A 12,746-nucleotide genomic window follows, 5' to 3' on the forward strand; every position below is an offset into this window, starting at 1 on the left:
CTCGCGCGGCGGGGCCTGCCGGAACCGTGTCCGCCATCGCCGCGACAGGACTACTCTCAGCCATCTGACACCTCGTGGGGAGGGGAGGTCGCCCATGCCGTACCGGGCGCAACACCATGAACGTATTGCGCTCTTGGAGCGCGAACCGGAAGTCGCCGCGGCCGCGCGCGCCGTCGAGGCACTGCGTTCGGAACGCGCCACCGGCGGCCTGCTGATCTACAGCGGCGAGGCGGGCCTCGGAAAGACCTCCCTCCTCGCGGAGGTGAGCGGCATCGCCACGGCCCGCGGTTGCACCGTCCGCACCGCGCGCGGCAGCGAGACCGCGACCTCCGTACCCTTCCACGTCGTGCGGCAACTGCTCCAGCCGGCGCTCGGCGGCATGGCACCGGACGAGGCGCGAGAGCTGTTCGGCGACTGGTACGACATCACCGCGCCCGCACTCGGCATCGCGGCGCCGTCCGGCCCGCCCGCCGACCCCCAAGGCGTACGCGACGGCCTCGACCGAGTCGTCACCGCCCTGTCCGAACGTCTCCGCAAGCGCCCTCTCGTGGTACTCGTCGACGACGCCCACTGGTCGGACGGAGAGTCGCTCGGCTGGCTCGTTTCCTTCGCCACCCGGCTCAGTACGCTCCCGCTCCTCATCGTCATCGCCCACCGCCCGGAAGACGCGTCGGACACGTCGTCCGCCCTCCTGAACACCGCGGGGACCGCTGCGCGCCTGCGCATCCCGCTGCGCGAGCTGACCGCCGAGGCCGTGTCGGAGCTCGTCCGGGCCACCGTCGGCGAGGGGGCCGACGACGCGTTCTGCCGCGAAGTGTGGACCGTCACCCACGGCAACCCGTACGAGGCGGTCGAGCTCATCGCCAAGGTGCAGGACCACAGCCTCGAACCCGTCGGGCCCCGCACCCGTGAGCTGCGAGCCCTGGGCGCCACCGCGCGCGGCAGCGGGCTGGTCTCCCGGCTCGAAGGGCTGGGGCCCGACGCCACCAGATTCGCCTGGGCCGCCGCCGTACTCGGCACGGACATCTCCCTCGGACTCGCCGCCTCCCTCGCCGGAATGCCCCCGGCCAAGGCCGCCGCCTGCGCGGAGCGGCTGCGTGAGGCGCGTATCGTCACCGGGCCCGACCCGCTCGAATTCGTCCACCCCCTCATCGCCACCGCCGTCTACCGGGCCATTCCACCGGCCCTGTGCACCGCCATGCACGGTCGTGCGGCCTGGGCCGTCACCGAAGCCGGACTCGGCTCCGCCGCGGCATCCCGCCATCTGCTCGAAGTGCACCCAGACGACGACCAGGAGGTCGTCCGGCAGCTGAGGGAGGCGGCCAGGGACCATCTGGCGGTCGGTGCGCCGGAGGCGGCCTGCCGCTGTCTCGAGCGGGCGCTCCAGGAGCCGCCGCGCAGCGGCGTCCGCGCGCAGGTGCTGTACGAACTCGGCTGCGCCACGCTGCTGACCTCGCCGCCGACCACCATCCGGCATCTGCGCCAGGCCCTCGACCTGCCCGGACTCGACCGAGGACTCCGCGTCGACGCCACCTATCGCCTGGCACAGGCGCTCGCCCACAACGACCAGCTCAGCGAAGCGGCCGTGGCCCTCGCAACCGAGGCCGGCGACACCCCGCCCGGCCCGGCCCGGATGCGGCTCCAGGCCGCTCAGTTCCTGTGGGAGGGCACCCAGGCCAGGGAGAACGACGGGCCGGCGCGCTCACGCCGGCTCGCGGAACTCGCCGACCGGCTGCCGGGCCGCGACAACGCCGAGCGGGCCCTGCTCACCATCAGGGCCTTCGACGCGATGCTGCGTGGTGAGGACGCCGAACTCGTCGTCGAGCTGTGCGACCGGGCCCTGGTCGACGGGCGCCCGGCGCCCGGTCTCGGCTGGACCGACACCGAGTGGGGCTTCGAACCACCCGCACTCGCCGGGATCAGCTACGCGTTCACCGACCGGCTCGACCACGCGGAGGAGCTCTTCACCGAGGCGGTCCGGGCGTACGAGATCTCCGGCTGGAGCGGTGCCCACCTGGCCTTCGCACACACTCTGCTCGGCCTTGTCCACCGCCGCAGGGGCAATCTCCCCGAGGCCGAGTCGTTCCTGCGCGAAGGACTGCGGCTCGCCGATCGCATAGGGAGCGGCCTGCCCGTGCACTGGATCTCGGTGGGCCTGCTCATCGACACACTGCTGGCGCGCGGCGACACGTCCGAGGCCGAGACGGTGGCGGAGCGCTATGCCTTCCGGCCGCCCTATCCCAACGCCATCGTCATTCCCGACGGCCCGAGCGTACGTGGAAGGCTGCTGCTGGCCACCGGTCACACCAAGGAAGGGGTGGCCGAACTTGAGGCAGGCGGGGGCGACTTGGAGGTCCGTGGACGCCACAACGGCGTCTGGGCTCCGTGGTCCGTCGACCTGGCTCGAGCCATCGCCGCCGAATCCCCGGCTCGCGCCGCCCAGCTGACCACCCGTGCCCGTGCTCATGCCGAGCGCTTCGGCACGGGCACGGCCATCGGGGAAGCCCTTCGCTGTGCCGCCGCACTCGCCCCCGAACCCGAAGCGGTCCCACTGCTCGCCCGGGCGGTACGCCACTTGGAGGCGTCCCCCTCCGGGTATGAGCACGCACGGGCCCGCTATGAGTACGGTCTCGCCCTCCGCTCCTCGCACGAGCTCACTCGTGCCGCCGATCTGGCCGCCACCTGCGGCGCCACCACTCTCGCGGCACGCGCCCGGGAGGCGTGCGTGACCATCCTGGCCATGGAGTGAGGTAACCTTGTTCCGCGCGCACAGCCGGGGCCCAGCCCCGACGAAGGCGCATCGGGACGTGGCGCAGCTTGGTAGCGCACTTGACTGGGGGTCAAGGGGTCGCAGGTTCAAATCCTGTCGTCCCGACTTTGCGAAGTCGCAGGTCAGGGGCCGTTTTTTCAGAGCGAGACTGAAAAAACGGCCCCTTGATCATTTTGGGGACCGGTTGGGGACCGATTCGCGTCGACCGGCTCAACGCACTGCCACGAACGGGATCGGCATCCGGCGAGCTCGCTTGCCCTTTGTGGCCTTGTCGACGAGGCCGCCGGGAGCCGATGTGGTCTGGCGCCGGACGGTCCGGATCCAGTTGGTGGTGTCGCTGTCCCCGATTCTGCAGCCGGAAACCTCGCCGATGCGCGCGGACGTGCACGCGGCGGAGAGGGCGACCTCGCCCCCACACTGATACCCGTCGTGGGAAGCGCATACAAGGGCGTCGGCCGGCTCGACGAGTGCCTCCCGGTCGGGAAGTGCCGGCGTGCGCGGGTCGAGAAGCTCGTCCTCTGCGTGCTTGTAGAGCCATTGCCGGCCTGCCACGCGGGGCGTCAGCCCGCGGCGAGGGTCGCCTCCAGCCCCGTGGCGAACGGCGTGGTGGTCCATCCCAGGTGGGTGCGCGCGGCGCTGGCGTCGGGCACCGAGTGCGAGCGCAGGAAGTGCAGTTCGCCGAACGACAGCAGCGGCGGGCGCCGGGTGATCCGGGACACCCCTTCGCCCAGCGCGGCCACCGCCAGGGCGATCGGCGCGGGCATGCTCGGCGGGACTTTGGCCCCGGGGGCGGCGGCTGCCACGGCCTGGGCGATCTCGCGCATCGTCAGATAGGTGTCGGACAGGATCCATCGAGAGCCGACCGGCGCGTTCGCCGCCAGGACCTGCCCCTTGGCCACGTCGTCGGCGAAGACGACCGGCATACCGCCCGGCGGCAGCATCGGCACCTTGTTGCGGGCCAGGTGAGCCAAGGCGAGGTTCAGCGTCGCGTCGGCGCGCCCGGGCCCGTACACCGCGGAGGGGTGGACGAACCGCGCGGGCAGGCCGCGCTCGGCCACGGCGGCGGCGACCAGGCGGTCGGCATCCTGCTTGGTGCGCTCATAGGCGGTACCGAGCGCCCGGCTCGCCAGCCGTGTCTCGTCGAACGGACGGCCCGGAATGCGCTCGAAGACATCGATGGTGCTGGTGTGCACGAAGCACTCCACGCCGACGGCAAGGGCCGCGTCCACCAGGTGCCGAGTGCCCCCGACGTTGACTCGCTCGAAGACCGACGGGTCGGCCAGCCACTGTTCGGCGAGCCCGCCGGTGTGGAACACCGTGTCGCATCCTTCGAGAGCCGCGCTCAGTGAGTCGGGATCGGTGAGGTCGCCGCGTACCGGGACCACTCCCGCGGGCAGCGCCTGGCTGTCCCGTTCGGGCGAGCGCAGCAACGCGATCACGCGGTGGCCGGAGGCGGCCAGCAGACGTACCAGCGGTCCCCCCACGGTTCCGGTTGCTCCGGTGACCAGTACCTGCCGCACCACTGCCTCCTCGATGTCTCCACAGCGTCGTACGGCCCGATTATCACAGCGACCCCTCGTCGGCGCACGAATCCCGCGCCTCGCCAATGCTCAGGAGTAACTGATCGTTCATCCAAGTGCTCTGCGTGCAGCGGCGTAGCCACCGGGCGCCGTCCTTTCAGCACAGGCGGTCAAGGGAGTGCCCATGCTGTTCAGGCGAGCCGGTTGCCGCTGCCCGGCAGTGGGCACGCCTGTAGTGCGATCCATCACACGTGCGTACGTGCGTGGACTTGCCCGCACCTACCAGACCGCCGGCGGCGGCCGGACGGAGTCGGTGCGCTGCGGCATCCGGCGCATGCACCTGAGTCCGCTCCATGGGGCGGTCGGCGATCCGGGGTCACTCCACGTCCAATTCCGGAGGCACCATGACGTTTCGTGCTCGCAGGGCCTCCCGCCGGCGCGATCGATGTGCGAAGATCTTCACGCCTTGGGGGAGGCGGGGGCGGCGCGCTCGACTGGTGCGCCGAGAGGCGATTCTTCATCTCTTAGTTGCCTGACTGACCATCAGATGACTTCCTGGGCGCGCGATGTGTCGTGCCGTCATCACCATCTGCTTCTTCCCGGGGCGTGAACTGTTCCTAGAAGAATCGGACTGAGTGGCCTTGAGAGCTTTTCTGCGAAAGGAGCCGCGTGCGAGACGCGCGGCTTTGACAGGGGGGGTCGCGGCAACCGCGCTGACGACTGCGTCGACCTTGTTGGCGGGACTGGTGTACGCGGTCCCGGCACAGGCTGACGAGCCAGGCGACAATCCGACCGATCCGTATCTGAGGACCTTGCGGATCAGTCTGGGCGCCCAGGCGCGCAAGGACCGCTGTCAGGTGGCGCAGGCCGTGCCCTACGGCGGCCCCGAGATGAAGGCCGTCGCCAATACCGCGTTGGCCGGTGCGGACACCGATGTAGCGGCAGCCTGGAAGGACTGGTACTGGGGCTACGGACCGCTGGGCGAGGCGCAGAAGCGCGACGAAGCCGCCCAGAGCGCCCGCAGCGATGCCTGGAAGGCTCGCCAGGAGAAGCTGAACGCGACCAACAAGCCCTACGCCTCGACGAATTCCACCGGTGGGCGGGACTACCACGCACCGGAGTTCGGCGCGGACATCGTCGCCTTCGCTCGGGCTGAACGCGAGTTCTCGTTCAAGGTCAGTGGCGACCCGGCACCCAAGCCCGGCAAGGCAGCGCTGGACAAGGCGAAGGAGATCCTCGCCGCTCTCGACACGACCGGCGACGCGTGGGCCACCGCGTACAAGCCCTTCGCCGCGGACGCCTTGGTCGGCATGAACAACGGCCAGAACAGTCCGCCTGGCTCGGCCAATGACGTGGCGACCTTCCTGCGCTTCGGGGGCTTCGCGACAAAGGCACCGGCGCCGGACTCGATGGAGCACCGCACCGAGGTCGAGGCGCTGAAGGCGGCCTGGGCGAGCTGCGACAGCGACAACCCGATCGACCACTACCGCGCGCTGACCGGCGCCGTGGTCGATGCGCACACCGAGTGGGAGGCGGAGTACGCCTCGCAGAGCAAGCAGCGCAAGGACATCGTCGCTGCCGAGACTGCCGCGTCCAAGGAGGTGCGCACCGCCACCGAAGCCATGGTGGAGGCGATCCGGCAGGCATGGCAGGCCGACCAGATCCTGTTCTTCCAGAAGTATTGGGCGGGCCAGAAGGACAGCATCCTCAAGCCGAAGCCCGCCGTGTTCACCCGGGCCGCGAAGGACCTCGACGCGGCGCGCAAGGCAGCGGCGGCTCAGGTTCCGATCGCGGACAAGGCCGTCGCGGCTGCCAAGGCGGCATCTGAGAAGGCCGTCGCTGCACGGAACGCCGCGTGGGCCATCGCGGACGCGGCCAAGACGCCGCGCGGCCGTGGCCTGGTGTACGCCCAGCAGTCGGTGCAGGTGGCCAAGGCTTCGTATGCGGCCGCCCAGGCAGCGTCGAAGACCGCCCTCACCGCGTCGAACGCCGCGAAGGCGACCGCCGGCGACAGCCAGGCGCTGCTGGCGCTCGCCAAGACGCAGTCGCACGCACTGCAGACCGAGTTCCGCAAGGCTGCCGCGCAGGAGGCGGCGGCACAGGCCAAGGCTGCGGCTGACGCGGCGGACATGCAGGCCAAGGAAGCCGCGGACAACGCCATCAAGGCGAAGAACGCGCAGGCGACCGCGGAGAAGGAGGAAGCCACCGCCCGCACCCAGGCCGGCAAGGCCAGGGAGTTGCGTGGAGTCGCCGAGGCCGAGCGGGACAAGGCCGCGGCGGCGCGCAAGGACGCTGCGCGGGAGCGTGGGAAGGCGCAGGCCGCGGAGGCGCGCGCCCAGGCGGAGCGGGTGAATGCCTCGACAGCGATGTTGACTGCCACATCCGCCGAATCCACGGCCGCGACGAAGCACGCGGCCGCGAAGGACGCGGAGGCGCGTGCCGCTCAGGCACGCGATGAGGCGGTCCGGGCGGAGCGTGAGGAGCGAGCCGCAGCCGCGCGTGCTGCGGCCTTCGAGGCCGCTGCTGCCGCCGTGGACGGATCCGACGCCGCTGCCGAAACCCGGCAAGCGGCGGCTGAGGCCCGGACCGCGGCCGGAGAGGCCACTGTCGCGGCAAAGGCTGCACGTACCGCAGCCAACGAGGCCGGCAGCGCCGCTGTCGCGGCTCGTGCAGCGGCGACGCGTGCGAAGGCAGCGGCAAGCAGGTCACGTGCCGCCGCAGACGGAGCCTGGTCCGCAGCATTGGCCACAAGTGCCGCCGCGGCCAATGCGCACGCTGCCGCAGCCGAGGCGATCGATGCCTCTGCCGCCGCCGCGCGGAACGTGAGAAATGCCGAGGCCGAGGCCAAGAAGGCGGCCGTGGCCGCCGTCACAGCCCAGACTCGGGCTGCCGAGGCCAGGGATGAGGCGCGTAAGACTCGCGCGTGGGCAGCCGTCACAGCAGGCCACGCCATGGCCACCGCCCAGTTCGCGGTCGCTGCCCGGGATGCGGCAAAGCAGGTGACGATCTCTGCGGACAAGGCCATCGCCCTCGGTAGCCCCTATCGCGAAAGCGATGTTTCCGCCGCGTTCGCCGTACTCGTCGGCCAGGCGTCCAAGACGCTCGCCGAACAGCAGGCCGCCGCTGCCGAAGCCAAGGCCAAGGAGGCGACGAAGGCCGCTGCTGACGCCAAGGCGCTGGCCGACAAGGCCACCGCAAGTGCGAAGGCGGCCACTCTGGCCGCAGCCGCGGCAGCCGCGGATGCCGCACGCGCGGCCGAAGCGGTCAAACGGGCCAAGGCCTCCGCCGCCGAGGCGGCGAAAGCGGCCGAGGCCGCAAAGAAGGCCGACGCCAGAGCCGCCGAGTGGAGCAGGCAGGCAGGTGAGGACGCCTTCGCGGCCGACTCCGCCGCAAGCGCCGCCGAAAGCGAATCCGCCGCTGCCGACAGCGAGGCCACGGACGCCGAACGGGACGCGGGCAGTGCACGCAGTGCCGCCGCGTCGGCGGAGAGCGACGCCACCACTGCCCGACACAGCGCCGACCGCTCGGAAGGGTACGCGATCGCGGCCGAGGACGCGGCACGGAACGCCGATGCCTCAGCGAAGGAGGCCGACCAGGCCGCCGAACGCGCCGAGGAGGCCGAGCGCGAGAGGCAGCGCAAGGAACTGGCCGAGGCCGCCAAGAAGAACTCGAAGTACACCGATCCGCAACCCGGCGGCGGAGAACCCGGCAGCGGCGCGGAGGCCCTGGACGCACTGGTCCTGCGGATGGCCACCGAGTACGCCCTGGAGCAGGCCGGGCTGAGCCAGGAGGAACTGGCGCTGGCCCGGGAGCTCTCCGGCCAGGATCTCCTGGACTACCTGAAGGACAACGGCGCCGAGATCCTGGTGGAGTTGTTCGCAGAGGACATCAAGGAGTGCATCGACGACCCCGACATCGGGATCTGCATCTGGGCCATCGTCCAGAACGCGGGCCCGGTCAAGCTGGCGAAGATCGGGAGCAAGCTGCCGAGAATCGGCAAGGCCATCTGGGGCATCAAGGGGTTCCTGGAGAAGGTCGACAAGGCCCGCAAGAACGTCGACGCCGTCACCGAGAAGGCTGAGGACGCCAAGAAGCAACTGGACCGACTCGGCCTCAGCTGTGACCGGGACTCCGGCGGCACCAAGCCTGGCCGGCAGTCGAAGGCGTCGGCAGTCCAGCGGTCAGCCGCGGCCTCCGGCGACAAGCCGAAGCCGGACACGGACTGCACGTTCCCCATCTACCGGACCCCGAAGACCGTGGACGTGGCCTACGAGAAGGCCCACGGCCCGAACCCGGCCCGGGCGGCGGAGGACGGCAGCAACGGCAAGGTGTACTTCGGCGAACAGAGCGTCGCCGCCGAGTACTGGGGACGTGGCACGTACGCCAACGGCATGCTGAGGTACGACATGGACATGAAGTTCCTGGTGCAGTTCGCCAAGGCTGCCAAGCGCTACGACTGGAAGGGGCCGAATGGAACCCCCAGAATCGAGTGGGAGATCGACTACAGCAGGCTGGCCGAGTTCAACTCCCTGACAGTTGACCGAACCTGGATACTCAAGCCGTGAGGAGGCCGAACGACATGCCTTCGACACTCCATCGCGAATACGACGTCCGGGTCGTCGCGGTACGCCCCTGGGGACTGGATGTGGTGCTCCCTGACGGCACCGCGGGGCTGATCGACAACACGAAGGACCCCCGCTGGCCGGACAATGACCAGGAAGCGGCCGTCGGAACGGTGCTCCGCGCCGTGGTCCTGGACGACGAGCGCAGCCCCGTTCGGATGAGTGCCCTGGACGATGATCGCGCCATCGCCCGCTCTCTCAGGGAAGCCGCCGGCAGCTAGTGCCGCATCAGCCGGCGTTTACCCCGTCGCGACGCCCGGCGCGACACCTCGCGGCGTTGCCGAATCGACCGAGTAGATCCACTACGAGGCCGATCCGGCGCCTTGCGATGCGCCGCACCGAGTGCCGTTCCTTGACGGGCAAACCTTGACCGACGCGCTAGTGCCGCGGCAGCCGGCGTTCGCCGCCTCCCGGTGGTGTCACGGTCGCCACCCCAGGCGGTCGACGACCGTGACGCCCGGGTCAGTGGTGGTGGTCGACCTGTTGTGTCATTCGCACTGATCCAGTCGCCAGGATCGGGGCCGCAGCACCCGCGGTGCTGCGGCCCCGATCGGTGATTTCTCGGGGGTGCGGATCACCAGCGGCGGAGGGGACGCGAAAGGAGGGAGCGCCGTTCTCAGGCTGCCCGGAGTGCGGCGGTCGCGTGCTCCGAAGCCGGCACATCGTCTCCGTAGAGGTCGTGCACCCAGTTGGTCTGGTAGATCGTCTCCAGATACCGCTCGCCCAGGTCGGGGGCGATGGCCACCGCTGTCAGATCCTGGTGGCCGTGCCGTTCGAGCCAGCTGACGGCACCGCTCACCACGGTGCCGGTCGAGCCGCCGAACAGGAATCCGCGGCGGGCAAGCCGGTGGCAGGCGCGAATGGTGTCGGCTTCTTTGACGCTCACCACGTCGTCCACCAGGGATTCGTCCAACAGGGGCGGCCGCATGCTGGTGCCGAGACCGGGGATCATCCGCCGGCCCGGGCGGCCACCGAAGGTCACCGAGCCGGCGGTGTCGACCGCCACCACGCGTACCGGACGGTGCCACTGCCGGAAGTAGCGGGCGCAGCCCATGAGGGTGCCGGTGGTACCGGCTCCGACGAACAGCACATCCAGATCCGGGAACTGCTGTGCGATGGCGGGTGCGGTCCTGCGGTAGTGCGCGATCCCGTTGTGGGGATTGGCGTACTGGTTGAGCCACACGCAGCGGTCGTCCGACGCACAAAGCGCGCGTACACGGGCGATGCGCGCACCGAGCAGACCACCCACGTCGGCGGGCTTCGAGATCACATGGACCTCGCTGCCCAGCGCTTCCATGAGAAGCCGCGTGGACGGATTGCAGCGGGAGTCCGTCACGCAGACGAACCGGTATCCCTTGCCGGCCGCGATCATGCTCAGCGCCACGCCGAGATTCCCGGACGAGGACTCGACGATGACCGAATCCGCCGTGAGCAGACCGTCACGCTCGGCAGCTTCGACCATTTCGGTGGCGGCTTTGAGTTTGATCGAGCCGGCGAAATTGAATCCCTCGCACTTGAGAAACAGAGGGTGGCCGAAGATCCCTTCGAGGCCGACGTAGAGCTCTTCCTCGTTGAACTCCTGCGGAACGGATATGACGGGCATGGTCGCCTCCTCCTGAGTGGCATGTCCAGCAGGCCCGCTCGGGGGTGCCGCCGTCATGTCACAGGGATTCGGGACTTGACATCGGGCAGGTGCTGTGACGGGGAAGTCGGACCGGGTTGACTGCACGGGTCCCGCCATTTCGTACGCGCGTGCCCCGTAAGAGTCCTGAGCTCGTACGGGGCACGCGCACGTCGGCTGTCGAAGCCGTGGCGGTGGGGGACAGCAGCCCTTGGGCGACGCTGACCGCGCTCCACACCGCGGCGACGGTCTTCGGAGCCGATGATGATGACGTCGCGTATGCCGTCGTTGGTGGTCGTGTCGGTCGCGGTGTCAGCCCTGCTTCTTGGCGTCGATCTCGGCGATCAGGCCCTCGATGAGGGCCTTGATCTCGTCGCGGATGGGGCGGACGGCTTCGACGCCCTGGCCGGCCGGGTCCTCGAGCTGCCAGTCGAGGTAGGTCTTGCCGGGGAAGTACGGGCAGGCGTCGCCGCAGCCCATGGTGATGATGTAGTCCGATGCCCGGGCGGCCTCGGGCGTCAGCACCTTCGGGGTCTGGTCGGAGATGTCGATGCCCAGCTCGGCCATGGCGGCCACCGCGGAGGGGTTGATCTGGTCGCCGGGCATGGAGCCGGCGGAGCGGACCTCGACGCGGTCCCCGGCGAGATGGCGCAGGAACCCTGCGGCCATCTGGGAGCGGCCGGCGTTGTGGATGCAGACGAACAAGACGGACGCGGCGGGCGTGGAGGGCATCGTTCTTCCTTGAGGGTCAGGGCGCTGCGGGTCGGGCGGTAGGGTCAGGTGCCGAGTTCGGTGAGGAGTTCGGTGATGCGGGTGTCGCGTACCGGTGCGATCGGGACGCCGTCGGGGTCGGGCGCGGGCCAGTCGAGGTAGCGGCGGCCCGGAACGACCGGGCAGGCGCCGCCGCAGCCCATCGTGATGACGACGTCGGCGGCCTCGGCGGTCGGCGGCTTGGGGTGGGCGCCGCCCGGGTCCACCCCGGCCTCGGTCAGGGCCTGCGCGAAGAACGGCTCGACCTGGTGTCAGCCCCAGCTGATGTGACAGTATCAGTCCATGATGACGTCAGTCGACACTGATCTGATCCGGGTTCTGGCCGACCCGCTCAGGCTCAAGATCGTGACCCTCCTCGCCGAGGAAACGCTCTGCACCACGCATCTGGTCGAGGAGACCGGAGCGAAGCAGACGAACCTCTCCAACCACATGAAGGTGCTGCGCGAGGCCGGGGTCGTGGAGACGGAGCCCTGTGGACGGTTCATCTACTACCGCCTGCGTCCGGAAGTCATCGAAGCCCTCGCCGGGCAGTTCGCCGACCTCGCCCGGACCGCGCGAGCCACGGCCGAAGCGAACCTCAAGCGGTCGTGCCCGTAGGCCCTCGCGGTCTTGTCCGCCTGCCTCACCCGTCCGAGGAGAACCTGCCTTGACCGCCACCGAGCCCGCCGCGAGCGACGCCATGGCCCCCGCGGACACGGTGCCGCAGCCCGCTCCCGGCGCGACGCCGCCTCGCACCCCGCTCATCGCCCGCGCGGCCGCCGAACTGGTCGGCACCGCTGCCCTGGTCGCGATCGTGGTCGGTTCGGGCATCCAGGCCACCAAGCTCACCGACGACGTCGCCCTGCAGCTGCTGGCGAACTCCACCGCCACCGTCTTCGGCCTCGGCGTCCTGATCGCCCTATTCGGCCCGGTCTCCGGCGCCCATTTCAACCCCGCCGTCACCCTCGCCGAGTGGTGGTCCGCCCGCCGCGGCGGCGCCGGGGTGACCGTCCGTGAGCTAGCCGTCTATGTGCCCTCGCAGATCGTCGGTGCCATCGGCGGCGCGATCCTGGCCGACGCGATGTTCGGCGAGCCGCTGGTGAAGTGGTCCACCCACGACCGCTCCACCGGCAACCTCCTGCTCGGCGAGGTCGTGGCGACCGCGGGCCTGATCCTGATGATCTTCGGCCTCGCGCGCACCGACCGCCTTCGCTTCGCCCCCGTCGCGGTCGCCTCCTACATCGGCGCCGCCTACTGGTTCACCTCCTCCACCAGCTTCGCCAACCCTGCGGTCACCATCGGCCGCGCGTTCACCGACACGTTCGCGGGAATCGCCCCGGCCTCGGTGCCCGGCTTCATCGCCATGCAGTTGATCGGCGCCGTGATGGGCCTGGCCCTGGTCGCCGTGATCTTCATGCGCGGCAAGACCGATGCCGGAACGACCTCGGCATGAGCCGGAGCGC

Annotated in this window: 10 protein-coding genes and 1 tRNA gene; 6 read left to right on the plus strand and 5 right to left on the minus strand. The window is 70.2% G+C overall.

What is annotated here, in order from left to right:
- Nucleotides 1-94 precede the first annotated feature (94 nt).
- Together V1460_RS14450 and V1460_RS14455 are read left to right on the plus strand one after the other, a co-directional pair.
- Nucleotides 95-2,749: an AAA family ATPase gene (locus V1460_RS14450; RefSeq protein ID WP_338674127.1), complete on the plus strand. Its 2,655-nt coding sequence runs from the start codon at nt 95-97 to the stop codon at nt 2,747-2,749.
- 52 nt (nt 2,750-2,801) lie between these two features.
- A tRNA-Pro gene (locus V1460_RS14455) sits at nt 2,802-2,875 on the plus strand.
- 105 nt (nt 2,876-2,980) lie between these two features.
- Here the strand turns inward: V1460_RS14455 and V1460_RS14460 are convergent.
- Both V1460_RS14460 and V1460_RS14465 read right to left on the minus strand, forming a co-directional pair.
- The gene (locus tag V1460_RS14460; protein ID WP_338674128.1) at nt 2,981-3,322 is read right to left on the minus strand and encodes a hypothetical protein; all 342 of its coding nucleotides are present in this window, start codon (nt 3,320-3,322) and stop codon (nt 2,981-2,983) included.
- An 8-nt stretch (nt 3,323-3,330) separates the two neighbouring features.
- Nucleotides 3,331-4,290 (minus strand): NAD-dependent epimerase/dehydratase family protein, encoded by a 960-nt coding sequence (locus V1460_RS14465; protein WP_338674129.1) that lies wholly within the window; start codon nt 4,288-4,290, stop codon nt 3,331-3,333.
- A 731-nt stretch (nt 4,291-5,021) separates the two neighbouring features.
- On the opposite strand from V1460_RS14465, the gene V1460_RS14470 reads away from it, so the two are divergent.
- The gene (locus V1460_RS14470) at nt 5,022-8,855 is read left to right on the plus strand and encodes a hypothetical protein (RefSeq protein WP_338674130.1); all 3,834 of its coding nucleotides are present in this window, start codon (nt 5,022-5,024) and stop codon (nt 8,853-8,855) included.
- Between the two features lie 14 nt (nt 8,856-8,869).
- A complete protein-coding gene (locus tag V1460_RS14475; RefSeq protein ID WP_338674131.1) occupies nt 8,870-9,133 on the plus strand; it encodes a hypothetical protein in 264 nt (87 codons plus the stop codon).
- A gap of 395 nt (nt 9,134-9,528) precedes the next feature.
- On the opposite strand, the gene sbnA is transcribed toward V1460_RS14475, so the two are convergent.
- The 3 genes from sbnA to V1460_RS14490 all read right to left on the minus strand — a co-directional run bounded on the left by sbnA (nt 9,529) and on the right by V1460_RS14490 (nt 11,510).
- Complete coding sequence (gene sbnA / locus V1460_RS14480; RefSeq protein ID WP_338674132.1) at nt 9,529-10,515, minus strand: 2,3-diaminopropionate biosynthesis protein SbnA; 987 nt, start codon at nt 10,513-10,515, stop codon at nt 9,529-9,531.
- A 330-nt stretch (nt 10,516-10,845) separates the two neighbouring features.
- On the minus strand, nt 10,846-11,265 hold the full coding sequence (locus V1460_RS14485; protein WP_338674133.1) for an arsenate reductase ArsC: 420 nt from the start codon (nt 11,263-11,265) through the stop codon (nt 10,846-10,848).
- Nucleotides 11,266-11,309: 44 nt separating this feature from the next.
- Entirely contained in the window at nt 11,310-11,510 is a 201-nt protein-coding gene (locus V1460_RS14490; RefSeq protein WP_338674134.1) for a hypothetical protein, read from the minus strand.
- Nucleotides 11,511-11,586: 76 nt separating this feature from the next.
- Here V1460_RS14490 and V1460_RS14495 point away from each other — a divergent pair, with 76 nt between their 5' ends.
- A complete protein-coding gene (locus V1460_RS14495; RefSeq protein ID WP_338674135.1) occupies nt 11,587-11,901 on the plus strand; it encodes a metalloregulator ArsR/SmtB family transcription factor in 315 nt (104 codons plus the stop codon).
- 49 nt (nt 11,902-11,950) lie between these two features.
- Entirely contained in the window at nt 11,951-12,736 is a 786-nt protein-coding gene (locus V1460_RS14500; protein ID WP_338674136.1) for an MIP/aquaporin family protein, read from the plus strand.
- The last annotated feature ends 10 nt before the right edge of the window (nt 12,737-12,746 follow it).

It is taken from the genome of Streptomyces sp. SCSIO 30461 (assembly GCF_037023745.1).
Classification (GTDB): Bacteria; Actinomycetota; Actinomycetes; order Streptomycetales; family Streptomycetaceae; genus Streptomyces.